22 protein-coding genes are annotated in these 24,032 nt (G+C 65.1%); 8 read left to right on the forward strand and 14 right to left on the reverse strand.

From position 1 onward, the window contains the following. The first annotated feature begins 291 nt into the window (after window positions 1–291). The 6 genes from LB565_RS25845 to LB565_RS25870 all read left to right on the forward strand — a co-directional run bounded on the left by LB565_RS25845 (window position 292) and on the right by LB565_RS25870 (window position 6,133). Window positions 292–627, forward strand: a complete 336-nt coding sequence (locus tag LB565_RS25845; protein WP_224588895.1) for an ArsR/SmtB family transcription factor — start codon at window positions 292–294, stop codon at window positions 625–627. Further along, window positions 627–2,510 carry an ABCB family ABC transporter ATP-binding protein/permease gene (locus LB565_RS25850; RefSeq protein WP_224588897.1) on the forward strand — a complete coding sequence of 628 codons (1,884 nt, stop codon included), beginning with the start codon at window positions 627–629 and terminating at the stop codon, window positions 2,508–2,510. The genes LB565_RS25845 and LB565_RS25850 overlap by 1 nt, the downstream gene beginning before the upstream one ends. A gap of 247 nt (window positions 2,511–2,757) precedes the next feature. Next, a complete protein-coding gene (locus LB565_RS25855) occupies window positions 2,758–3,099 on the forward strand; it encodes an antibiotic biosynthesis monooxygenase (protein WP_224588899.1) in 342 nt (113 codons plus the stop codon). 145 nt (window positions 3,100–3,244) lie between these two features. Beyond that, window positions 3,245–4,501, forward strand: a complete 1,257-nt coding sequence (locus LB565_RS25860; RefSeq protein ID WP_224588900.1) for a DUF4375 domain-containing protein — start codon at window positions 3,245–3,247, stop codon at window positions 4,499–4,501. Between the two features lie 114 nt (window positions 4,502–4,615). After that, the gene (locus LB565_RS25865; protein WP_224588901.1) at window positions 4,616–5,314 is read left to right on the forward strand and encodes a phosphatidylserine decarboxylase; all 699 of its coding nucleotides are present in this window, start codon (window positions 4,616–4,618) and stop codon (window positions 5,312–5,314) included. Window positions 5,315–5,317: 3 nt separating this feature from the next. Next, complete coding sequence (locus tag LB565_RS25870; protein ID WP_411970694.1) at window positions 5,318–6,133, forward strand: CDP-alcohol phosphatidyltransferase family protein; 816 nt, start codon at window positions 5,318–5,320, stop codon at window positions 6,131–6,133. Window positions 6,134–6,146: 13 nt separating this feature from the next. Here LB565_RS25870 and LB565_RS25875 read toward each other — a convergent pair whose 3' ends face one another. Further along, window positions 6,147–8,369: an AMP-binding protein gene (locus tag LB565_RS25875; protein ID WP_224588903.1), complete on the reverse strand. Its 2,223-nt coding sequence runs from the start codon at window positions 8,367–8,369 to the stop codon at window positions 6,147–6,149. 297 nt (window positions 8,370–8,666) lie between these two features. After that, window positions 8,667–9,074: a tautomerase family protein gene (locus LB565_RS25880; RefSeq protein WP_224588905.1), complete on the reverse strand. Its 408-nt coding sequence runs from the start codon at window positions 9,072–9,074 to the stop codon at window positions 8,667–8,669. Window positions 9,075–9,185: 111 nt separating this feature from the next. Between LB565_RS25880 and LB565_RS25885 the strand changes: the two genes are divergently transcribed. After that, window positions 9,186–10,040 carry a LysR substrate-binding domain-containing protein gene (locus LB565_RS25885; protein WP_224588907.1) on the forward strand — a complete coding sequence of 285 codons (855 nt, stop codon included), beginning with the start codon at window positions 9,186–9,188 and terminating at the stop codon, window positions 10,038–10,040. A 149-nt stretch (window positions 10,041–10,189) separates the two neighbouring features. Here LB565_RS25885 and LB565_RS25890 read toward each other — a convergent pair whose 3' ends face one another. The 3 genes from LB565_RS25890 to LB565_RS25900 form a co-directional block, all read right to left on the reverse strand. After that, complete coding sequence (locus tag LB565_RS25890) at window positions 10,190–11,107, reverse strand: DMT family transporter (RefSeq protein ID WP_224588908.1); 918 nt, start codon at window positions 11,105–11,107, stop codon at window positions 10,190–10,192. Between the two features lie 37 nt (window positions 11,108–11,144). Continuing rightward, a complete protein-coding gene (locus LB565_RS25895) occupies window positions 11,145–12,041 on the reverse strand; it encodes a DMT family transporter (protein ID WP_224588910.1) in 897 nt (298 codons plus the stop codon). Window positions 12,042–12,181: 140 nt separating this feature from the next. Further along, the gene (locus LB565_RS25900) at window positions 12,182–13,684 is read right to left on the reverse strand and encodes a S10 family peptidase (protein WP_224588912.1); all 1,503 of its coding nucleotides are present in this window, start codon (window positions 13,682–13,684) and stop codon (window positions 12,182–12,184) included. A 263-nt stretch (window positions 13,685–13,947) separates the two neighbouring features. Here LB565_RS25900 and LB565_RS25905 point away from each other — a divergent pair, with 263 nt between their 5' ends. Beyond that, window positions 13,948–14,454 carry an OsmC family protein gene (locus tag LB565_RS25905; protein WP_224588913.1) on the forward strand — a complete coding sequence of 169 codons (507 nt, stop codon included), beginning with the start codon at window positions 13,948–13,950 and terminating at the stop codon, window positions 14,452–14,454. A gap of 144 nt (window positions 14,455–14,598) precedes the next feature. On the opposite strand, the gene LB565_RS25910 is transcribed toward LB565_RS25905, so the two are convergent. The 9 genes from LB565_RS25910 to LB565_RS25950 all read right to left on the reverse strand — a co-directional run bounded on the left by LB565_RS25910 (window position 14,599) and on the right by LB565_RS25950 (window position 24,027). Then, window positions 14,599–14,823, reverse strand: a complete 225-nt coding sequence (locus LB565_RS25910; protein WP_041008353.1) for a hypothetical protein — start codon at window positions 14,821–14,823, stop codon at window positions 14,599–14,601. A 149-nt stretch (window positions 14,824–14,972) separates the two neighbouring features. Then, the gene (locus tag LB565_RS25915; protein ID WP_224588920.1) at window positions 14,973–15,716 is read right to left on the reverse strand and encodes an SDR family NAD(P)-dependent oxidoreductase; all 744 of its coding nucleotides are present in this window, start codon (window positions 15,714–15,716) and stop codon (window positions 14,973–14,975) included. Window positions 15,717–15,739: 23 nt separating this feature from the next. After that, window positions 15,740–17,221: an amidophosphoribosyltransferase gene (gene purF / locus LB565_RS25920; RefSeq protein ID WP_224588922.1), complete on the reverse strand. Its 1,482-nt coding sequence runs from the start codon at window positions 17,219–17,221 to the stop codon at window positions 15,740–15,742. A gap of 114 nt (window positions 17,222–17,335) precedes the next feature. Further along, window positions 17,336–18,013 carry a CvpA family protein gene (locus LB565_RS25925; RefSeq protein WP_224588924.1) on the reverse strand — a complete coding sequence of 226 codons (678 nt, stop codon included), beginning with the start codon at window positions 18,011–18,013 and terminating at the stop codon, window positions 17,336–17,338. Between the two features lie 42 nt (window positions 18,014–18,055). Beyond that, window positions 18,056–19,459, reverse strand: coding sequence for a DNA repair protein RadA (gene radA / locus LB565_RS25930; protein ID WP_224588930.1), 1,404 nt, complete (start codon window positions 19,457–19,459; stop codon window positions 18,056–18,058). A gap of 231 nt (window positions 19,460–19,690) precedes the next feature. Further along, window positions 19,691–21,181: a replicative DNA helicase gene (locus tag LB565_RS25935; protein WP_224512555.1), complete on the reverse strand. Its 1,491-nt coding sequence runs from the start codon at window positions 21,179–21,181 to the stop codon at window positions 19,691–19,693. Window positions 21,182–21,378: 197 nt separating this feature from the next. After that, window positions 21,379–22,344, reverse strand: coding sequence for a small ribosomal subunit Rsm22 family protein (locus LB565_RS25940; RefSeq protein ID WP_224588931.1), 966 nt, complete (start codon window positions 22,342–22,344; stop codon window positions 21,379–21,381). 1 nt (window position 22,345) lies between these two features. Further along, window positions 22,346–22,669: a YnfA family protein gene (locus LB565_RS25945; protein ID WP_224588933.1), complete on the reverse strand. Its 324-nt coding sequence runs from the start codon at window positions 22,667–22,669 to the stop codon at window positions 22,346–22,348. A 68-nt stretch (window positions 22,670–22,737) separates the two neighbouring features. Then, entirely contained in the window at window positions 22,738–24,027 is a 1,290-nt protein-coding gene (locus LB565_RS25950; protein ID WP_224588935.1) for an SAM-dependent methyltransferase, read from the reverse strand. Between the last annotated feature and the right edge of the window lie 5 nt (window positions 24,028–24,032).

Raw genomic sequence — 24,032 nt, forward strand, 5'->3', positions numbered from 1 at the left:
TGCGACATCGTTGGCGCGAGCCACCACGAAAGCGCAAGTTTCAAGCCATGCCAAACCTATCTTAGCGCATATGCCCTTGAGGGGGAGATGGCCGCGAAGCGGCCAGAAGGGGGTCCTCGCGCATAAAGCGCCGACGTCCTCTTCCGCCGACAGGAGACGTCGGCGACCTATGTGTGGCGACCCCTTCTGTCGCCTTCGGCGACATCTCCCCCTCAAGAGGGGAGATTACCCGCGCTCTACCCATCCGCCTAGCTTGCCCTCCCATCCTTCATCGTCTATCGCCGATGGACGATGGCCGAATCCCCCGAAATCCGCTGCAGCGACAGTCACGTCATGGCGCTCCGCCTGGCGGCGCTGTCGCACCCGGCACGCATCGAGATCCTGAAACGCCTTTCGGCCAGCCGCTGCTGCTCGTGCCGTGAGGTGGTCGACCATCTCGACCTCGCCCAGTCGACCGTCTCGCAACATCTGAAGGTGCTGGTCGAGGCGGGGCTCGTCCGCTTCGAGGCCGATCGCCAGCGCTCGCGCTATGCCGTCGACCATGTCGCGCTGGCCGGCGTCTCCGCCTCGCTCAGTGAACTCGTCAACTCCTGCTGCCCCAGCCTCTCACCCAAAAGGCAAGACTAGTGGCCGAAAAGACCGTATCCGCCGAAGCCGGCACCCTCACCACCCTGCGCAACCTCTGGCCCTATATGTGGCCGGCCGAGCGCGCCGATCTCAGAGCCCGCGTCACCTGGGCGACGCTGCTGCTGGTCGTCGCCAAGGTCACCTTGGTCGCCGGCCCGTATTTCTTCAAATGGGCGACCGATGCACTGGCCCACGCCGCGAAGACGCCGCCGCCGCTGCCGGCCTTCCTGCTGGCGCCGGTTATGTTGGTCATCGCTTATAACGTTCTGCGCCTGGTCCAGCTCGGTTTCAACCAGCTGCGCGATGCCCTGTTTGCCCGAGTCGGCCAGTATGCCGTGCGCCAGCTCGCCTTCCGCACCTTCGTCCACATGCATCAGCTGTCGCTGCGCTTCCACCTCGAGCGGCGCACCGGCGGCCTGTCGCGCATCATCGAGCGCGGCACCAAGGGCATCGAGACGATCGTGCGCTTCATCATGCTGAACACGGCGCCGACCATTCTGGAATTCGCCCTGACCGCCGGCATATTTGCTTTCACCTATGGCTGGAAATATGTCGCCGTGGTCGCCATCACCGTCTGGCTCTATGTCTGGTTCACGGTCAGAGCCAGCGACTGGCGCATCTCGATCCGGCGTGACATGAACGACAGCGACACCGACGCCAACACCAAGGCGATCGACTCGCTCTTGAATTTCGAGACGGTCAAATATTTCACCAACGAGCGCATGGAGGCCGAGCGCTTCGACCGCTCGATGGCGCGCTATGAGATCGCCGCGACCAAGACCTGGACCTCGCTCGGCTGGCTGAATTTCGGCCAGGGCCTGATCTTCGGCCTGGGAACGGTCATCGTCATGTGCATGTCGGCGCTGGAAGTGCAGGCCGGCACGCAGAGCGTCGGCGACTTCGTCTTCATCAACGCCATGCTGATCCAGCTTTCGGTGCCGCTCAATTTCATCGGCTTCATCTACCGCGAAATCCGGCAAGGGCTGACCGATATCGAGCACATGTTCGACCTGCTCGACGTGCCCCAGGAGATCGTCGACAAGCCGGATGCGAGGCCCTTGAAGGTCGGCCCCGGCAAGGTCGAGTTCCGCGATGTGCACTTCTCCTACGACCCGAACCGCAAGATCCTGAAAGGCGTCTCCTTCGAGGTGCCGGCCGGCAAGACGGTGGCGATCGTCGGTCCGTCCGGCGCAGGCAAATCGACCATTTCCAGGCTTCTGTTCCGCTTCTACGATGTGCAGGGCGGCCAGGTGCTGATCGACGGCCAGGACATCCGCGACGTCACGCAGGGGAGCCTGCGCGCGGTGCTCGGCATGGTGCCGCAGGACACGGTGCTCTTCAACGACACCATCGCCTACAATATCCGCTACGGCCGCGTCGGCGCCAGCGAGGAGGAGGTGCGCAAGGCGGCCGAGCTCGCCCAGATCGGCCCGTTCATCCAGAAGCTGCCCGAGGGCTACAAGTCGATGGTCGGCGAGCGCGGGCTGAAATTGTCGGGCGGCGAGAAGCAGCGCGTGGCGATCGCCCGCACCATACTCAAGGCGCCGCCGATCCTGATGCTGGACGAGGCGACCTCGGCGCTGGACACCCAGACCGAGCAGGAGATTCAGGCAGCGCTCGACCTCGTCAGCAAGGGCCGCACCACCATCGTCATTGCCCACCGGCTGTCCACGGTGATCTCGGCCGACGAGATCATCGTGCTGAAAGACGGCCAGATCGCCGAGCGCGGCACCCATGCGGCGCTGCTTGCCAAGCACGGCCTCTACGCCTCGATGTGGGACCGCCAGCGCGAAGCGACCGAAGCCGAAGAGCGCCTGCGCATCGCCCGCGAGAGCGACGAGCTTGGGGTGGTCGTGCGCAGGAGGACGGCGGAGGTGAGCTGAGGCTTCTCCTTCTCCCCCTGTGGGAGAAGGTGGCCGCGAAGCGGCGGATGAGGGGTGTTCCAGCGGAGTGAGACGCTGGCGTTCCCTGGAACACCCCTCATCCGTCTCGGCGCTTCGCGCCGATCCACCTTCTCCCACAAGGGGAGAAGGGAAGGACAAAATCCCTCTTGACCTCAACCTATCTTGAGCTTGCAAACCCATCTCCGAGCCACCGGCCAGGCACCCTACCAACGGAGATGGATCAAAAATGACGACCAATAATCATCGCACCGGCAGCGTGTTCCGCGTCGACAAGTTCGTCGTGCCGGCGCACGCGCGCGACGAAATTCTCAGCAAGGCCAGGATGACGCATGAACTGCTGCGCCGGCAGGAGGGATTCGTGCAGGATTTCCTGCTTGAGCAGTTCTCAGGCCCCGGCGAGTTCAACTTCGTCACCGTGGTCGAGTGGGAAAGTCAGGCCGCCGTCGACAAGGTGGTGCCGATCGTCAAGGCCGCGCATGAGCGCATCGCCTTCAGCGCGCGGGAAACCATCGCGCGCCTCGGCGTCAAGGCCGACATCGCCAACTATCAGCGCGTGCCGGAGGCGTAAGGGTCATCCTAACGCAGCGGCGCCCAGCCGATGGGCGTCGCTCATCCCTATTCAATGGATCGCCACGGGCTTTTATCTCCAACGGCTACTGATATTGTCTCGACAGACATAGTCATCCATTTATTTGGACTACGGAAAATTTTCGATGTTCGGATTCTTCTCGCGCAGATCCAAGGAAGCCTCCGAGAAGAGGTCGCAAGCCGCCGAGGATAAGCGAGGCAGCCTCCTCATACCTCTCGTCGTCGTGCCTCGTTCAAAGACCGAACAGGCCGATGAAAAGTCATTTCATCTTGTCTTCGCAGTCATGCAATTCGTAGTGACGATGGTTTCCAAAGGGCTCTATCGCTATCCGGAGATCAACCCTAAGGCGTTGCAGGTCTTTCATGCGGACCAATATTCCTTGGAGGTGAAGAACGGCGGCCATAGTCAATTCATCCACAATGCAGGCAGCGAAATCGACACTGTGATTGCCAACGCTAGAGCCGGGCTCGGCGCGTGTGGGGCAAAAGGGCAGCTGGCAACTTTGGAAAAGATGTCGGCCTGGATTGCCAAGCATCCTGACGAAGCAGCGAAACAGACGGGCTTTGAGGGTGGTCGCGACGATTTTCTGGATACACTTGATGATGCATTCTACGAAGCCGATGACGCCGCGCCGATGGAGGATTTGCTCGCGCGTTGGATCGCTTCTTGGCCCGATCTGCAAATCGTCGACGATGAAAAGTATGGTGATGCGATCGATCGACTGGTGCTGTCCAATCCCCAGCGCGAGGGCAGGCTTCTTCACAAGTCGGTTAGCAAACTGGTGCGTCAGATGTTGAGCCAGCGCGAAGTTGGCGCCGGCCTCGCCTGCGCAATGATATCGCCATCGGAGATCAAACTGAGGTTCGGCATGGCGAGGATGCTGGACGTAGAAGGCGAAAAGCAGATGGTCTTCCAACTGCGCACCAGCGCGAACGAGCTTCGGCTATGCGCCGCGACAAAGACACGCGTCGCGGTTTACGAGTATGTCGCCCCTGAAGACCCTCCTATCATCCGCCCAGGTGAGAACCCGTTGGGAGCTAACGCATCGAGTGTCGGGGGACTGCTTGGACGCGCGGAACAGTCGGAGATTGAGACAATGATCCAACTGTCTGAGCAAAATCATGCTCCCGTCGCTGTCGACCTTCTGCTACGCAAGGCCGGCTTTGATCCGCTAGGTGCCATCGTTTCAGCTAACTCGGTGGCGCAAACCGCGGAGGGGCTAGTTGTGAATTGGGTGGTGCTGGCGTCTGACCGGACCTTCCTCTCCCTGTCCTCGCCGAATGGCAGTGTGCTCTTAGATGGCGAGGATTACGAAAAGCTCGCCGAGGTTACGATGCCTGAACTCGACGCGCACTTCGATCGCTCCGCTGCCGCCGGCTAGTCATCCGCTCGGGTTCGGGAGATGTGCCTCCTCCTCCCCCCATTGTTGCGTTGCGGGGAGGGGGGCTTTCCGCTATTGAGGCGCAACCTGAAACAGGGACCGCCCCCAAGCCCTATGACGCTTCTCGACACCGTCAAGAATACGTTCGTTCCGATCCATCGCGAAGGCTACCCCTTCATCGCCGCCTTCGCCGCGGCAACGCTGTTTCTCGGCTATTTCTCCTCGATCCTGTTCTGGATCGGGCTGATCCTCACCGCATGGTGCGTCTATTTCTACCGCGATCCCGAGCGGGTCACGCCGGTCGACGACCGTCTGGTGGTGAGCCCGGCCGATGGCGTGATCTCGGCGGTCGGCCCCGCCGTGCCGCCGAGCGAGCTTGGCCTGGGCTCGGGCGAGATGACCCGGATTTCGGTGTTCATGAACGTGTTTTCCTGCCACATCAACCGCGCGCCGGTGCGCGGCCGGATCACGCGCATCGAGCACAAGCCCGGCAAATTCCTCAATGCCGAGCTCGACAAGGCAAGCGCCGAGAACGAGCGCAACGGCCTGGTCATCGACAGCCCGAACGGCACGATCGCCGCCGTGCAGATCGCCGGCCTTGTGGCGCGCCGCATCGTCTGCTGGGCCGAAGCCGGCGGCTCGATCGCGATCGGCGAGCGTTTCGGCCTGATCCGCTTCGGCTCGCGCGTCGATGTCTTCCTCCCGTCGGGCGCCGTGCCGCGCGTCGCGGTCGGCCAGACGGCGGTCGGCGGCGAGACCGTGCTTGCCGAATTCGGCGGCGCCGCGGTCACGCCCCTGGTCAGGATTTCCTGAGCGTTGGGCGCGCCGTTCAAAAAATTCGAGGCCCATGCCAGCGGCGGTCCGCGCATCCGCGAGATCCCGATGCGCATGGTGCTGCCCAACCTGGTCACCGTGCTTGCTATCTGCGCCGGCCTTTCGGGCATCCGCTTCGCCTTCGAGAACCGCTTCGAGATCGCGGTGGTCATGGTGCTGCTCGCTGCCTTCCTCGACGGCATAGACGGGCGGCTGGCGCGCATGCTGAAGGCGACTTCGAAATTCGGCGCGCAGATGGATTCGCTGGCCGACATCGTCAATTTCGGCGTGGCGCCGGCCCTGGTGCTCTATGCCTTCCTGCTCGATCGCGCCGGCTCGCCGGGCTGGATCGCGGCACTTCTCTTCACCATCGCCTGCGGCATGCGGCTTGCCCGTTTCAACGTGCTGGCCGACGATACCGATCAGCCGGCCTGGCAGACGGAATATTTCGTCGGCGTGCCGGCCCCGGCGGGTGCTGTGCTGGTCATGCTGCCGCTCTATCTCTATTTCCTGCGGCTCGGGCTGGAGCCCACCCGGCCGGCGGCCTTCGTCGGCTCGGGCTTCACCGTATTGGTCGCGTTCCTGCTGGTCAGCCGCCTGCCGGTCTATTCGGGCAAAAGCGTCAAGATACCAGGCGACCGGGTGCTGCCGGTCATCCTCGGCGTCGTGCTCTACATCCTCTTGCTGATGGCCTATCCCTGGTACACGCTGACGGCTTCCGTCGCCGGCTATTTGCTTTTCCTGCCGTTGTCGGTGCGCGCCTATTCGAAGCGGGCGATGCGCGAAGGCGAGAAGGTGCCGCCGTCCGATATCGGGTAGCGCTGCGCCCTATCTAGGCGGCTGCGCTCAGCCCCAGCCGGTCGATCGCCAGCTTGCGCGCCGAGATGTAATCCGTCTTGCCCGAGCCCAGCACCGGGATTTCTTCCACCTTGATGATGTCGTTGGGCACCATCAACTCGGCCGCGCCGGCCTTCTTGCCGAACTGGCGCAGCTCCTCGGCATTGGCGTCATCCGCGGTGGTGACCAGCACGATGCGCTCGCCGCGCCTCTTGTCGGGCACCGCCACCGCCGCGTGGCGCTCTTCCGGCCACAGCGACTGCACCAGCATCTCGACGGCGCCCAGCGACACCATCTCGCCGGCGACCTTGGCGAAGCGTTTTGCCCGCCCGCGTATGGTGATGAAGCCCTCGCGGTCGACCGAGACGATGTCGCCTGTGTCGTGCCAGCCTTCCAGCCGCTGCAATTCGCCAGGGCGGTCGGCGGTCATGTAGCCCATCATCATGTTCGGTCCGTCGAGCCACAGCCGGCCGCCCTCGGCGATGCCCTCGACCGGCTCCAGCTTCATGCGGATCGCCGGCAGCGGCCGCCCGACCGTGCCGTCGCGGCCATGAATGGCGGTGTTCACCGCCACCACCGGCGCGGCCTCGGTCAGCCCGAAACCTTCGACGATCGAGGCCTGGAAACGGTCGCGGTAGGTGCGCCGCGTTTCCGGCTTCACCGCTTCCGCGCCGGCCACGACAAAGCGCAGGCTGGAGAAATCGCCGTCCTTGGCGGTGCGCGCATAGTTGGCGAGGAAAGTGTCGGTGCCGAACATCACGGTCGGCTTCACCTTGCGGGCGATCTCGGGGATGATCTTGTAGTGCAGCGGCGAGGGGTAGAGAAACAGCTTTATCCCCAGCACCAGCGGCAGGATGGTGCCGCCGGTCAATCCGAAGGAATGGAATACCGGCAGCACGTTGAGCAGGATGTCGGCCGAAGAGACGGAGACGCGCGCCTCGGCCTGCATGACATTGGCAAGCAGGTTGCGGTTCGACAGCACCACCGCCTTTGGCGTGCCTTCCGAGCCGGAGGTGAACAGGATGACAGCGGGCTTCGACGCCTCCTGCCGCTGCAGCGGGAAACGCCACAGAAGCGCGGCGGCGACTTTGTCCAGGATCGTCACATCGGCGCGCACATCCTCCAGCCACAGCATCTTGGCGCCACCCGCCTCGACCGCGGCGACGATGTCATCGATGGCCGCCTTTTCGATGAAGGCGCGGGACGAGATCACGGTGCGGATCACGGCGGTGCGGACCGCCGCGGTCACGCTGGCCGGGCCGGCGGTGTAGTTGATCATCGCCGCCACGCGGCCCGCGGAGATCAAGCCGACGAAGGTAAGCACCACGCCATTGGCGTTGGGCAACAGCACGCCGACCGCTTCGCCCGGCGCCGTCACCGCCTCGAAATGGCGGCCGAGCACGCGCGCGCCGATGAACAGCTTGCGGTAGCTGAGCGAACCAGAAATCACGTCCTCGATGATCGGGCGCGAGGGGCCGATGCGGTCGGCGGCGTCGCGCATGGCGAGGAAGAGCCCGCGGTCGAGATTGGTGCCGTAGAGCCGCGCCTCGGCGAACCGGTCGAACAGCGCGTTGGTGTTGGAGGCCATGTCGGGGTTGCGCGCCACCAGCTCGGCAATGGTCATCGGCTCCAGCACGCTCACCGAAAGCCGCGGGAACCAGTGGCGCGGCGCTTTCTCCTTCGGCGTCAGCGAGACCGGCAGGTCGCGCGTGCCGGCAACGAAGATCGGCACGATGGTGGCATCGGCTTGCATGGCGATGCGGGTGATGGCGCGAAACAGCCGGAACGATTTGACGTCCGGCTCGACATTGTCCGGCAGGTAGACGGCGAGCCGTCCCTTGCCCTTGAGCACGCGCACCAGCCGCCGGCTGACGAAGATATGTTCGGCGTTGAAGGCGATGGTGCGGGCAAGCTCGCGCCACGGCTCCAGCCATGGCGAGCGTGCGGAAGCTTCGTCCAGGATGTGCAGCGTGTCGTCGGGAAGCAGGGACAGCATCAGCGCCGGCTCGATGCGCGACTGGTGCGAGACGACATAGATGACCGGCGTCTTGGCGCTGCGGGCGATGCGCATGCGATTGTCGGCGATGCGGTAGCCGAGCTTGAACGGCACATAGAGCAGCGCCTGGGTGAAGCGCAGGTCGAGCCGGACCCGCTCGATCACGCCGATCAGCAGCCAGGCAAAGACAAGACCCGCCAGCAGCGCCAGCGTCAGGATCATGCCGCTCTCTCCCAGTCTCCTCCAGCGCGGCTTCTTGAGCGGCCGCTTCGCAGAGGGTAGCGGAAGTGGGGGCAAGGTCAATGCGGGGAAGGCTGCGCTCCCCCTTCTGCCCTTGTGGGAGAAGGTGGATCGGCGCGATAGCGCCGAGACGGATGAGGGGGCTGGACGAAATGAGTCGCCGGAAAATCGAGCTATTTGAGCGCTTAACTTGCGATGCCGCGCTCCGTCCATCACCCCTCATCCGACCGAGCTTCGCTCGGCCACCTTCTCCCACAAGTGGAGAAGGGGAAGAGGGCGCTATGCTGCCTTCAGCCTCCCGGTGATGAAGCGGAATTCCTGGCTCTTGCCGCCAAAGCCATAGGCCGCCGCCGGCACCTCATGCACCAAGGCGTAGCTTTCCTCATGCACGCCGCCCAGCAGCCGTCCGAAAGCCTCGAAGATCGCCTTGAGATAGGCTTCGAGCTCCAGCTTGGTGTTGGTGCCGTCGACGACCTTAATGTCCAGCCAGAACGTGTTGGTGCCATGCTCGGCCAGCGACTTGCCGCCGGCGAACCAGTGCTGCGGATCGATGTAGTTGACGGCGACCGCGGTGATCGTCGGATCCTTGTGCAACAGCTTCGCGGTAGTGTCGGTGGCCTCCTTGGCAAGGGTGGCCGACAGCTTGGCGTCGGGCTTGCCGGTGACGCTGATGTTGATGATCGGCATTTTTCTCTCCTTTGGCTTCGCGCGTCGCGCTTTCGATGGGAGAGATATGGGCTCATCTACACGTCAAAAAAATCGAATTGTTTTTGACAATTGCTTCGATATTATCGAAGTATGGAAACGCTCGATCCCGATCTTCTGAAAACCTTTCTTGCCTTTGTCGATAGCGGCTCGCTCGCCCGGGCCGCATCCACCGTCGGCCGCACGCCGTCGGCGGTGACTGCGCAGATGCAGCGGCTGGAAGAGATTGTCGGCGAGCCGTTGCTCACCCCGCAGGGCAGGGGACGCGGGCTGACGCCGGCCGGCGAGGACCTTGTCGGCCACGCGCGGCGCATCCTTGCCGTTCACACCGAGGCGTGGCTGGCGCTGAAGGGCGCACGCGCCGGCGGCCGCATCGCCATAGGCACGACGCAGGATTTCGCCGATCAGGGCCTGCCGGACCTGCTCCGGGCCTTCGCCGCCAGCCATCCGCGCGTCAGGATCGAGCTGCGCGTCGGCCGCTCTCTGGAGCTCGGGTCGGCGCTGCAGGCAAGCCAGCTCGACCTCGCGATCACCATGCGCCACGCCCCGTCGCCGGATGAAGCGGCTGTGATAAGCGAGCCGATGCTGTGGCTCTGCTCGGAAAAAGGCCTGGCGGCGCGACAGGAGGTGGTACCGCTGGCGCTGCTCGATCCCTATTGCGGCTTCAGGGAGGCGGCGCTCAATGCGCTTGACGCCGCGGGCCGCCGCTATCGCATCGCCGCCGGCAGCGCCAGCCTTGCCGGCCTGCGCAGCGCGGTCAATGCCGGCATCGCGTTGACGCCGCGCACCCGACGTTTCGCCCATTCCGGCATCGTCGAGGCATCTGCCGATTTCGACCTCCCGCCGCTGCCGATGGCCGACTTCGCCATTCGGCTCAGCCGCGAAGCCGCCCGCTCGGCGCGGGATCTGGCGGAGCTTCTCGGCAGCGGGCTGGCCTTGCCGTCCTGAACAGCGAGGAGGCCTCAAAGAAAAAGCCGACCTTTTTGCGGGTCGGCTTCTAGTCGGACGGGTCGAGGGGTTTGGGGGGACTTGGGGGGTGACCCGTCGATCCAATAATGCTCCATGCGAATGATGGTTCCATGACTGGCGAAATATTTTTACGAATCCCCCGATTTCGCCTTCAGCCAGTCGCGGCCGGCATGGGCAAAGACCGCGCAAAGCACGATGGCGCCGCCGATGATGCTGGCCGTCGGCGGGACTTCGCCGAGGAACAGCAGGGCAAACAGGATGGCGAACGGCACCTCGGCCGAGCCCAGCAGCCCGGCTTCCGCCGACGGGATCAGCCGCGAGCCTTCCGTCCACAGGATCGAGGCCAGCGCGAAGGAGCAGCCGAAGGTGGCAAGCAGCGCCACGTCGCGGGTGGACACGGCCAGCGGATCGGTGACGAACCAGCCGAGCACGAAAAGCAGGAAAGCCGAGACCGCGCCTGCCCACACGACCGGCGAGTCGCGAAAAGCGCGCACCATGATCATGTAGAGCGCGCTGCCGGCGGTCATCAAAAGGGCCAGCCCGTCGCCGAACAGGTGCCCGCTGCCGAGGCCGGCGCCTACCATGATGGCGACGCCGCACAGGGATAAGGCGGCCGCAACCATCGTCTGCAGCCGGAATTTTTCCCGCACCAGAAGGAAGGCAAGAAGTGCGGCGATGAAGGGAGAGGTCGCGTAGATCACCGCGACATTGGCCACATAGGTGAATTTGAAGGCCGAGATGAAGGCGATGCTGGCGGCCGCGCCCTCGACAGCCAGCAGCCAGCCGCGCCAGCCGAGTTTCAGGCTCTCGCGCCCGCCCGAGCGGCGCTTGCGCCACAGCACGTAGAAGCTGATCAGGATCGAGCCGAAAAAACCGCGCCAGCAGGTGATCGTCAGCGGGTCGGCATGGATCGACTTGGTCAGCACGCCGGTGAGCGCGAAGGCGATCGCCGATGCCGACACCAGGATGATGCCGAGCGTGCGCTCGGCCGCTACGTCGGCGGCGGCAGGCGCAAGCTTTTCCGGCATGTCGAGCGTGTCCGTCATGGCGCCAGCCTACCCAGTTGCTCCTGACAGCCTTCCGTCATGAGGCCTGCTCCCGTCTGCGGAAATGCTCGTTGCCGACGATGAGCAGGCCGGCGCCGATGATCAGTGCCGCGCCCATGAACACTTCCGTGCGGGGCACGTCGCCCCAGATGGCGTAGCCCAGCGCGAAGGCCCAGACCAGCGAGGTATATTCGAACGGCGCAATAATCGACACCGGCGCGCGCTTCATGCCTTCGAACAGTGCATATTGCGCCACCCCGCCGAGTGCCCCGACGCTGACAAGCAAAAGAAGCTGCCGCCAATCGGGCATGCGCCACCAGAGCAGCGCCGGCACGGCCGAGAAGAGCAGGAAATAGAAATTGTTGAGCACGAGCTGGATCGTCGTACGCTCCTGCAGCGCCGTCTTGCGCAGCAGCACCACGGCGATGCCCCACAAAACCGCAGCTGCCAGCACCAGCAGCACCGGCACGGAGAGGCCGAGTCGCGTCGGATCGCAGGCGATGAAGACGCCGACGAAGCCGATGAACACCGCGATCCAGCGCAGCAGCGGCACCGTCTCGCCCAGGATCAGCACGGACAGCACGGTGACAATGATCGGCGCGGCGTAATAGATGGTGGTAAGCTCGGCAAGCTGCAGCGAGCGCGCGGCGTTGTAATAGCAAAGCCAGGCGGCGAGCGTGAAGGCGCTGCGCACCAGCATCGGCTTGACGATCGGCGAATCGATCGTGTCGGCGAACAGCCGCTTGCCGCCGATCGCGCCGCAGGCGACGAGCACGGTGATCGAGCGGACGAACATGATCTGCCAGACCGTCATGCCGACGACCAGAAGCTTGATCGAGGCATCCTGCGCCGAAAACAGGAAATAGGCGGCGGCCGTGAACAGAATGCCGGCCAACACCCTTTCGCGGCTTTCCAGGATGACGACATCGGCCATAAGGGTTCAGCGTGTTCGCGTGAGGCGGTTCCGCCCCGGTCGGGACCGCTGCTCCAGCTATACGGGCGAAAGCTTGCACAGCGCTGCTCCAGCGCGGCGCTTGCGTTGGCGCAGGTCGTTTGCCGGAGGCCGGTCGGGGACTACTGCGTCGCCTGGTAGAGCTCCGATGCCGCATCCTTCAGTGCGCGCCGCCCGTCCGGCCGCAGATACATCATATGGCCGCCGTCGACGACGTCGAGGCGGATCGGCTTGGCGTCTGACAGCGAAGGAAGCTGGTTCACCAGATAGCGCGAGGCGAGATAGGGCGTGACGAGGTCGGTATAGCCGTTGACGATGACGACGCCGAGGGCGGGGTTGAGCGAGCGCGCCCGCTGCAGGTCGTTCATCACGCCGGCATAGCCCTGGCCTGATGTGCCGTAATCCCAGCTGCGGCTGACCTCGCCGTTGAGCAGCCGGTAGCTGACATCGGTGTGGTAGTTGAGCTCGTCACGGGCGTAATCGACGAAGGCGGAGGTCAGCACCGGAACGCTGCGGTCGAGCACCGGATCGGGGCCTGCCTCATGCGCGCTTTGCGGCGCGATGTCGGCGGTGCCGATGGTGGCGTCATAGGGGCTGAGCACCTTGCGGGTGGCGCGCTGGAATTCCTTGGCGAAAAGCCCGATGGGAATGCGGGCGAAATTGCGCTGGACGAGGTCGAGTGGCAGGCCGGTGATCTCCGATACGCGCCCGCTGGCGAGCTTGCCGCCTTGCTCCAGCCCGCTGTTCAGCGCAGTCAGGTAATCGCCGAGCGCGTAACGCTCGACCTCGGCCAGCCTGTCGCGCAACGCGTCGCCGCTCACGCCGTCGCCCTTGAGCCGCGTCGCCGCCAGCGAAGGCAGCTCCAGCGCCCAGTGCAACTGGTCGAACTGGTCGGGCCGCACCAGCATGAACTCCAGCGCCGGCGAGATCAGCACGATGCCGCTGGGGCTGAGGCCCACATCCTCCTGCAGCGTGCGGGCAAGCAGCGCGGCGCGAAAGCCGCCATAGCTTTCGCCGGCGAGGAACAGCGGCGATCCCGTGCGGCCGTTCTGCGCCAGATAGAGGCGGATGAAGGCGCCGACCGAGCTGGCGTCGGCATCGACGCTCCAGAATTCCTTCGGCTCGTGCCCAGGCGCCTCGCGGCTGTAGCCGGTGCCGACGGGATCGACGAAGACGAGATCGCTCATGTCGAGCCAGCTGTCGGGATTGTCGATGAGCTTTTGCGGCGGCCGCAGGAACTCCCCGTCGGCGGCGGTCTCGACGATGCGCGGCCCGATCGCGCCGAGATGCAGGTAGGCCGAAGCGGCACCGGGTCCGCCGTTGAAGACGAAGGTGATCGGCCGCTCCTTCGCCGGGGTCGGCGACTGCTGCGTGTAGGCGACATAGAAGATCTCGGCCGTCACCTCGCCCTTGCCGGACAAGAGCGACAGCGTGCCGGCCTCGGCCTGGTAATCCAGCCTGCGCCCGCCAAGCGTGATCGAATGCTCGGTCACCTGCGGCGACGGCAGCAGCGACAGTACGCCGCCGGTCGGGGCCGGCCGTTCCGGTGTTTCGGCGAAGGTGGGCTGAGCGAAGGCGGCGAGCGCCAGGAGGACTAGGGGGACGAGCTTCAACTTGGACGGCATGGAGGCTCCGCTGGAATGACCTCCGCAAAGGTATGGCCGGAGCGGGCGAAGTCAAAGGGGGCGTTTGAGTACCTGGGTTCCTCGCCTCCACCAAAGGTGGGGGAGAGGTGGCCGCGAAGCGGACGGAGAGGGGCCTTCGTAGGGCGCTCCCCCTCTCCGTCTCGGCTTCGCCGAGCCACCTCTCCCCCATTTCATGGGGGCGAGGAATCCAGGCTGGAATTATGTGCTATCAACCATCAAAGACCTATCGAAGGGACAACACAATGGACTCCACCACCCTCAAAACCATGCAGGCTCCGCTGAAAGACGCCTATCGCGAGGACGCCGCCAAGGCGTTGATCACGCTGAGAGCCCGCGGCACGCTCGACGACCAGTCGATCGCCTGCAAGGTGGAGACGGGCAGGGCGCTTGCGGTTGCCGGGCTTCATCCGGCCACCGGCGGCTCGGGCCTCGAGCTCTGCTCGGGCGACATGCTGCTGGAAGCGCTGGTCGCTTGCGCCGGCGTGACGCTGAAAGCGGTGGCGACGGCGTTGGAGTTCAAGCTCGGCAACGCCACCGTCGAGGCTGAGGGCGACCTCGATTTTCGCGGCACTCTCGGCGTCGCCCGGGACGCGCCGGTCGGCTTCCGCGAGATAAGGCTGAGATTCGATCTCGATACCGACGAGCCGCAGGAGCGCATCGATTCGCTCATCAAGCTCACCGAGCGCTACTGCGTGGTGTTCCAGACCATCAACAACAAGCCGGCGTTGAGCGTGAGCGCGGGGCGCTGAGGCGCGACGCCCCCTCATCCGGCCGCTTCGCGGCCACCTTCTCCCCGGTGGGGAGAAGAGGTTGGCGCCGGCACTGACGGCTCCTCTCCCCAGCGGGGAGAGGTCAGCCGAGCGAAGCGGAGGCTGGGTGAGGGGGAGTGTTACCTACTGCGCCGAGGGCGTTTCCGCGTCCCCTTCGTCGGTGAACGGCGAGGCGCTCGGCACGCATTGCACGGCCCAGCCCTGCGGGGTCGGCTGCTTCTGATATTCGGTGATGGCGTTGGTGCATTGTTCGCGGGTGTCGAAGGTGCTGGGCAGCACCACCATGCCGCCTTGCGGGCCGGCGATCACCAGATACCAGACCAACGCTACGCTGGGAGTAGCAGCCATGGGAATTCCTCGCTTTGCTCAAATGTCGGAGTCGGGCCGATCCTAGCAACTCCCATGGAGCGGCGAAAGCAGGGCGACGGCACACCATTTCGCCGCCCCGTTCACAGACCCGTGAATAGAGGGGTCGCCATACGCCAGGCACCCAGGCTTTATTCCGGCTGCCGGTAGGCGACGAAGCGGTTGTGCTTGGCCTGGAAGATCAGGCCCGTCTCCTTCAGCTCCGGGCTCGCCAGGGGCACGATGCGCCTGGCGATCTCGGACGGATGCGGCAGCGTCTCCGGATCCTCGCCGGGCATGGCCTGGGCGCGCATGGCCGTGCGGGTCGTGCCCGGATCGGCGGCGTTCACCCTCAGCGGCAGGCTCTCGGTCTCATGCGCCCAGGACCGCATCATCGTTTCGACGGCGGCCTTGGAAGCCGCATAGGGCGCCCAGAAGGCGCGCGCTGAATGCGCCGCGTTGGAGGAGAGAATGATGGCGCGGCCCGCGTCGGAGAGCCTGAGCAGCGGGTCGACCGAGCGGATCAGCCGCCAGGTCGAAGTCACGTTGATGGTCATCACCTTCTCGAAGGTCTTGGCCTCGACATGGCCGATCGGCGAGATAACGCCGAGCACGCCGGCATTGGCGACCAGGATGTCGAGCTTGCCCCAGCGCTCGTGGATCGCTGCGCCCAGCCGGTCGATGCCGGCCATGTCGGCAAGATCGAGCGGCACAAGCGTCGCCTGTCCGCGGCCGTCGGCCTTAATCTGGTCGTCGAGCTCTTCCAGCCCGCCTACCGTGCGTGCCACCGCGATCACATGCGCGCCGGCCGCCGCCAGCTCCCTGGCGATGAAATAGCCGATGCCGCGCGAAGCGCCGGTTACGACCGCCACGCGGCCGGAAAGGTCGAGGGTCATTCAGGAATTTCCGTAAAGTGCGATTACGACCCGCCACTCGCCAGCAGCGACAGCGTGCGCACATTGTCGTGGCCTTCGAAGTCGAGCAGGCGGGTGGGGTACTGTCCCGTGAAGCAGGCGTCGCAGAACTGCGGCTGGTCGTTGTCGCGGCCGGCCTCGCCGACGGCGCGGTAGAGTCCGTCGATCGAGAGAAAACCGAGCGAATCGACGCGGATGAATTCCGCCATCTCCTCGACCGACATGCGCGATGCCAGGAGCTTCGATTTCTCCGGCGTGTCGACGCCATAGAAGCAGGACGCGCTTGTCGGCGGCGAGGCGATGCGCATATGCACTTCCTTCGCGCCCGCGTCGCGCACCATCTGCACGATCTTCTGGCTGGTGGTGCCGCGCACGATCGAATCGTCGACCAGCACCACGCGCTTGCCCTCGATCATGCGGCGGTTGGCGTTGTGCTTCAGCTTAACGCCCATATGGCGGATCGAATCGCCCGGTTGAATGAAGGTGCGCCCGACATAGTGGTTGCGGATGATGCCGAGCTCGAAGGGAATGCCGGCGGCCTGGGAAAAACCGATCGCGGCCGGCGTGCCGGAATCCGGAACCGGCACGACGACGTCGGCGTCCACCGGGCTTTCCTGCGCGAGCTCGGCACCGATGCGCTTGCGCACCTCGTAGACATTGCGGCCCTCGACCGAGGAATCCGGCCGCGCGAAATAGACATATTCGAAGATGCAGAAGCGCGTCTTCTGCGGCTCGAACGGGAAGATGCTCTCGATTCCCTTCGAGGTGATCACCACCATCTCGCCGGGCTTGATGTCGCGCACGAAGCGGGCGCCGATGATGTCGAGCGCGCAGGTTTCGGAAGCGAGAATCCAGGCGCCGTCGAGATCGCCCAGCACCAGCGGGCGGATACCGAGCGGATCGCGGCAGCCGATCATCTTCTTGGCCGTCATCGCCACCAGCGAGAAGGCGCCCTCGACCTGGCGTACCGCATCGATGAAACGCGAGTTCAAATCGCGCTCCTTGCTGGTCGCGACCAGGTGCAGCAGCGTCTCGGTGTCGGAGGTCGAGGAAAAGATCGAGCCTTGCTTCTGCAGCGCGCGCTGCACGGTAAGCGCGTTGGTCAGATTGCCGTTGTGGGCCACGGCAAGACCGCCTTCCGCGAGCTCGGCGAAGAACGGCTGAATGTTGCGCAGGCCGGCGCCGCCGGTGGTGGCGTAGCGCGTATGTCCGATGGCGCGGTTGCCTTGCAGGCTGTCGATGACGCGCTGCTTGGTGAAGGTGTCGCCGATCAGACCGACATGGCGTTCGACATGAAACTGGGTGCCGTCATAGGAGACGATGCCGGCCGCTTCCTGGCCGCGATGCTGCAGGGCATGAAGGCCGAGCGTGACGATGGCCGCCGCATCCTGCCGGCCGAAGATGCCGAATACGCCGCATTCGTCGTGGAAATGGTCGTCGGCCTCGGCGGAAAGGACTTTGCCTCTATCTGCCGTTGAGTCTGCCATTTGGTGCTCAAGCTCCGCTAAAGCCGCCATATAAGGCGATCGCTCGCCGAACGCAACGCGCGTCGTCAGGCAATCACAAAATGCCTCAGGCCAGCGCCATGGCTGGCCTGGATTTCAGTTTGCCGGCGCTGGAGCGGGAGCCGGGGCAGGCGCCGGAGCCGGCTCGTTGTCGGCCGGTGCTTCGCCCTCGCTGTCGTCGGGTGCCGGCGCGTTGTCGTCGCCGGCGGCCGGCGGCTCAGCCGCCGGCTGGTCGGTGGTCGCCGGCGCGCCGGCCTGCGGCGTGCCCTTATGGGTGTATTTGTTGACCAGTTCCTCGGTGTTCTCGGGCAGCACGCTTTCGAGCTTGGCGCCGATCGTCTCGAGCAACGGCCGCGACTTGGCGTTGGCGACCCAGGCGGGCGCCTTGGCGCCGGCCAGCCAGTTGAAGAACAGCAGCGCCACCGCGACCACCAGGATGCCGCGCGCCGCGCCATAGAGGAAGCCGAGCGTGCGGTCGAGCGCGCCGATGCGCGAATCGATGATCCAGTCGGCGAGCTTCATGGTGATGACGGAGACGACGATCAGCGCGATGAGGAAGACGATGCCCGCCGAAGCCGCCATCGCGATCTTGTCGTTGTCGACATAGGGCTGAACATAGGGGAGCACCGGCTTGTAGAAGAAGAAAGCCGCCGCCGCCGCCGCCGCCCAGGAAACCACCGAGAGCACTTCACGGGAGAAGCCGCGCACCATGGCGAGCATTGCTGAGACCAGGGTGAAGCCGACGAGGATTCCGTCAAGCAGCGTAATCGGCATGGTTCTCGCCCCACTTCCTGTCTTGCGGCCCGACGAGCCGCATCACTCCCCGTCGTCGGTACGGCCGCGCCGGGAGCCGGCTATACGCGCCACAAGGTCGGCCAGCTCGGTGGGCTGGAACGCGCCGGCCCCGATCCCCCCGGCAACTTCCTCACTGCCGAGCGGCAGCACCGCGCTTCCAAAACCCAGCTTTTCGGCCTCTTTGAGACGCTGCTGCGCATGCGCAACCGGCCTCACGGCGCCCGATAGGCTGATTTCGCCGAAATAGACGCAATCGGCGGGAAGGGCAAGACCGGTGAGCGAGGAAACCAGTGCGGCGGCCACCGCGAGATCGGCCGCCGGTTCCGAGATCCGGTAGCCGCCGGCGACGTTGAGATAAACGTCGTGCTGGCCGAAGCGCACGCCGCAATGCGCCTCCAGCACGGCGAGCACCATCGACAGCCGCGCCCCGTCCCAGCCGACCACGGCGCGGCGCGGCGTGCCGAGCGAGGAGGGCGCGACCAGCGCCTGGATCTCGACCAGCACCGGCCTTGTGCCTTCCATGCCCGCGAAAACCGCGGCGCCCGGCGATTTCGCGTGGCGTTCGCCAAGGAAAAGCTCGGATGGATTGGAGACCTCGCGCAGGCCCTTGTCCGACATCTCGAACACGCCGATCTCGTCGGTCGGCCCGAAGCGGTTCTTCACCGTGCGCAGGATGCGGAAGTGATGGTTGCCCTCGCCCTCAAAATAGAGCACGCCGTCGACCATGTGCTCGACGACGCGAGGGCCTGCGATCTGGCCCTCCTTGGTGACATGGCCGACGAGCACGATCGCAGCGCCTGTGGATTTCGCGTAGCGGATCATCGCTTGGGCGGCAGCGCGCACCTGGGTGACGGTGCCCGGCGCCGAGTCGGCAAGGTCGGTCCACAGCGTTTGGATCGAATCGAGGATGACAAGGTCCGGCCGCTTGCCGTCCGCGATGGTGGCAAGAATGTCCTCGACATTGGTCTCGGCGGCAAGTTCCACCGGCGTCGAGGCGACGCCGAGGCGCTGCGCTCTCAGCCTGATCTGCGCCACGGCTTCCTCGCCCGAGACATAGACGATGCGGTGGCCTTTCGAGGCGAGCGCCGCGGCGGCTTGCGTCAAAAGCGTCGACTTGCCGATGCCGGGATCGCCGCCGACGAGAAGTGCGGAGCCGCGCACGAAGCCCCCGCCGGTGGCGCGGTCGAGCTCTCCGATGCCCGACACGATGCGCGGCGCGTCCTCGATGTCGCCGGCGAGACTGGTCAGCACCACGGCGCGACCCTTACGGGCGTTGCGCGTGTTCGCCGGCCCCGAGCCGATGCCGCCGGATGTGCCTTCCTCGACCAGCGTGTTCCACTCGCCGCAGGCATCGCATTTGCCGGCCCAGCGCTGATGCACCGAGCCGCAATTCTGGCAGATGAACTGAACGCGCGATTTGGCCATTAGCGCTGCGCCGCTCGAGAATTTTCGAAGGCTGGCATTCCCGCCCACCCCCCTCTGGCCTGCCGGCCATCTCCCCCGCAAGGGGGGAGATCAGCAGCTTGGCCGCTGGCGTTCTTCTTCCAATGTCGGCGATTGGCGAAAGTCGAGGCGACAGTCAATCTCCCCCCTTGCGGGGGAGATGTCCGGCAGGACAGAGGGGGGTGTGACGGAGCGCCGACGTTGGCCAAAACGCTACTCAAACCTCTCTGGCAAATGATGCTCCTCGGCCAAATCCGAGAACCGTGTGAACTCGCCGTGGAAGGCGAGGCTAACGGAGCCGGTCGGTCCGTGGCGCTGCTTGGCGACGATCACCTCGGCCTTGCCGCGCGCCTCGTTCATCTCGTTTTCCCACTTGACGTATTCCTCGGTGCCGAGCTTCGGCTCGCGATTCTTGAGGTAATATTCCTCGCGATAGACGAACAGCACCACGTCGGCGTCCTGCTCGATGGAGCCGGATTCGCGCAGGTCGGAGAGCTGCGGGCGCTTGTCGTCGCGGCTTTCGACCTGGCGCGACAGCTGCGACAGCGCGATGATCGGCACGCCGAGCTCCTTGGCCAAAGCTTTCAGGCCCGTGGTGATCTCGGTGATTTCCTGCACGCGGTTCTGCGAGGCGCGGGCGGAGGATCCCTGCATCAGCTGGATGTAGTCGATGACGATGAGGTCGAGGCCGCGCTGGCGCTTCAGACGCCGCGCGCGGGCGGAAAGCTGCGCGATTGAGATGCCGCCGGTCTGGTCGATGAAGAGCGGGATCTTCTGCATCGTCTGCGAGCAGGCGACGAGCTTTTCGAAATCCATCTCGGTGATCTCGCCGCGGCGGATCTTCGAGGACGAGATCTCCGTCTGCTCGGAGATGATGCGGGTGGCGAGCTGCTCCGACGACATTTCGAGCGAGAAGAAGCCGACGACGCCGCCGTTGGCGGCCTTGAAGCTGCCATCGGCCTGCTGCGCCGGAACGTAAGCCTCGGCGATGTTGAAGGCGATGTTGGTGGCCAAGGAGGTCTTGCCCATGCCCGGGCGCCCGGCGAGCACGATCAGATCGGAGGGCTGCAGGCCGCCCATGCGGCGGTCGAGGTCGCGCAGCCCGGTGGCGATGCCTGAGAGATGGCCGTCACGCATATAGGCGGCGTTGGCCATGTCGACGGCGGTCTTGACCGCATCGTTGAAGCTTTCGAAGCCGCCGTCGTAGCGGCCGGTTTCGGCGAGCTCGAACAGCCGCCGTTCGGCGTCCTCGATCTGGTCGGAGGGCGACATGTCGACCGGCGCGTCATAGGCGATGTTGACCATGTCCTCGCCGACGGTGATCAGCGCGCGGCGCGTCGCGAGGTCGTAGATCGCCCGGCCATAATCGGTGGCGTTGACGACGGTGACGGCCTCGACCGCGAGGCGCACGACATACTGCGCCACCGTCATGTCGCCGACCTTCTCGTCGGCCGGCAGGAACGTCTTGAGCGTTATCGGCGTCGCGATCTTGCCCATGCGGATGAGTTCGGCCGCGACCTCGAAGATCCGACGGTGCAGCGGCTCGTAGAAATGTCCCGGCTTGAGGAAATCGGAAACGCGGTAGAAGGCGTCGTTGTTGACGAGGATGGCGCCAAGCAGCGCCTGCTCGGCCTCGATGTTGTTCGGTGCCTCGCGATAAAGCGGCGTTTCCGCCGCGCCGAATTTCAGTGCCGCCTCTGCCATGATTTCCCCGATTTCGATCCCGCCTCCTCGATATCAGAACGGAAAGAAAGGGTGCTGACCTTTCTGCAACAGTAAGATTCCGACTGACTTTGATACTCGCGATTCACAGCAAAATTTTCTCGTGGAAAGAATTGTCATTGACTCGAATCGAAGAGGCTGAAGATAGCGCTTCGAACGAGAACAAAACAAGAAAATTTCTATCCTAGCGTATCGCCCCAGTTCGCCCGCCGCGCGGCCCTGAAAACGTCCCCGTCGCGCTTGCTGAACAGTTGCTCGCCGGCGCTGCCGTCCGGCTGGCAGAGTTTCAGCACCACCTTGCCGGAGCCGCCTTTCGGCGGCGCGAGCACCCGTGCCGGACGCGCCGGCGCCGGTCGCCGGGAAGCGGCGAGGTAGATGAACTTCTCGTCCTCCCAAGGCACGTCGGCTTCCTTGACCAGGCGATGCAAGCGTGAGCGGGCGACGCGGCGAGAAAAATGGCACCAGTCTGGCGGCTTGAGCGGGCAGGGCGCCGCGTGCGGGCAAGGCGCCAGGATATGCCCGCCGGCTTCGATCAATTGTTGCCGGGCGGCAAGGATGCGCTGCCAGCCGGCGGGCGTACCGGGCTCGACGATAAGCAGCGTGTCGGCGGTCAGCCGCCAGAAGCGACCGACGAGCTTCGGCAGCGAAGCCGGCGCGACCTCATCGAGCACATAGGCGATGCTGACGAGGTCGGCGGGTTTGATGTCGTCGAGATCGATGGTGGCGTCGCCGGCGACCCATTCGGCGCGGGCGGCGATCGTGCCGGCCGCAAGCGACTGCCCGACCTTGCGTACCGCCGAGCTTGCTTCGACCAGAACCGCCTGCTCCAACTCCGGCCAGGCATCTGACGTGGCCCACAGCATGGTGCCAGGCCCGGCGCCGATGTCGAGCAAGGTCTTCGGGTGGAAATCCGGCCGCGCATAGGCCAGTGCATCGAGGTTGGCGCGCACGGCGGCATAGGTAGCGGGCAGTCGCGTCGCCAGATAGGCCTTGACGGCCATCTCCTCGCCCATATGCAGACGGCCGTCGCGCAGCTCGGCGCGGTAGCGTTCCGAGAGCGTCCGCGCCGCTTGTTTCAGCGCCGGCAGCGGTATCTTCTCCAGGAGGCTGTCGATCCCTTGTCGGAGCGGGGCGGGCAATTCCACCTCAGGCTCCCCTTGGTGCAAGCAGGATGACGGACGCGCCGACGATGCAGAGCGCCGCGCCCGCGACGTCCCAGCGGTCGGGGCGCGCGCCCTCCACCAGCCACAGCCAACCGAGCGAGGCCACGATGTAGATGCCGCCATAGGCGGCGTAGGCGCGGCCCGCCGCGTCCGTCTCGACCAGCGACAGCAGCAAAGCGAACAGCGCCAGCGAGGCGAGACCGGGAAGAAGCCAGAGCGGCGACTTTTCCAGCCGCCACCACGCCCAGAAGGAGAAGCAGCCGGCGATCTCGGCAAGGGCGGCTGCGGTATAGATGAGGTAGGTCATAAAAAAAGGTCTCGCGAACGAGACCTTTTTCGTGGCGTCACGCCGCAATGGCAAGCGGCATTGCGCGTCTATTCCACCTTCTTGCGGCGGCGAGCCGGTTTGGCGGGCGCTGGCGCCGCCGGCTCCTTGTGCCCGATGTCGCGCAGCTCCAGCGCCTTCTCGCATTTGGACATGTAGTCGCGCGTCATCGGCAGCGTGTCGTTCTTCTTGGCGATCTGGAACTGGAAGATCACCAGGTCCTGCCAGCGGAAGGCGGCCTCCGAGGCGGCGAGATAGAATTCCCACATGCGGCAGAAGCGCTCGTCATAGATCGCCTTCGCCTTGTCGCGATTGGCGGCGAAACGGGCCCCCCAATGCTTGAGCGTGTCGGCGTAGTGCAGACGCAGGATCTCTATGTCGGTGACGACCAGGCCGGACTTCTCGATCGCCGGCAGCACTTCCGACATCGCCGGGACGTAGCCGCCTGGGAAGATGTACTTGCGGATGAAGGCGCTGGTCGCCCACGGCACGCCGGAGCGGCCGATGGTGTGGAGCAGCATCACGCCGTCGGGCTTCAGAAGCGTCGCAGCCTTGTCGAAGAAGGTCCGGTAGTGGTTGACCCCGACATGCTCGAACATGCCGACCGAGACGATGCGGTCGAAGCGCTCGTTGATGTGGCGATAGTCCTTGAGATCGAAATGCACGCGGTCCTGCAAGCCTTGCGCATGCGCGCGGTCGGTGGAGACGCCCTGCTGCTCGGTCGACAGCGTCACGCCCTGCACGTCGACGTCGAAGGCTTTGGCGAGATAGAGGCCGAGCCCGCCCCAGCCGGAGCCGATGTCGAGCACCGTCTGGCCGGCCTTGAGCCTGAGCTTGGCGGCGATGTGGCGCTTCTTGGCCAGCTGCGCTTCGTCCAGCGTCATGTCCGGCTGTTCGAAATAGGCGCAGGAATACTGCATGTCCTCGTCGAGGAAGAGCTTGTAGAGCTCGCCGGACAGGTCGTAATGGCGCTCGACATTGCGGCGCGAGCGCGAGGCGGTGTTGATCTGCTGCAGCCGGCGGAAGGCGTGGCGCAGGCCCTCGATCGCCTTCGACCAGGTGACGTCGATGCCGCTCGAGCCCATGTTCTGGAACGCGATGCGCATCAGCCCGAGAACGCCGCCCTCGAGCACGTCCAGCTCGCCGTCCATATAGGCTTCGGGCACCGCCAGCATCGGGTCGAAGGTGATGGCGCGCTCGGCATGCGTGGTCTTGATATGGATATGCACCGGCTCGCCGCTGCCGTCGCCGAACTTGTGCGTCGTGCCCTTCGGCCCGGTCACCTTGAGGTCGCCGGCGCGCACCAGGCGCTCGAGAACATGTTTCAACAGGATATTCATGACCA

It is taken from the genome of Mesorhizobium sp. CA14, assembly GCF_020165195.1.
Classification (GTDB): domain Bacteria; phylum Pseudomonadota; class Alphaproteobacteria; order Rhizobiales; family Rhizobiaceae; genus Mesorhizobium.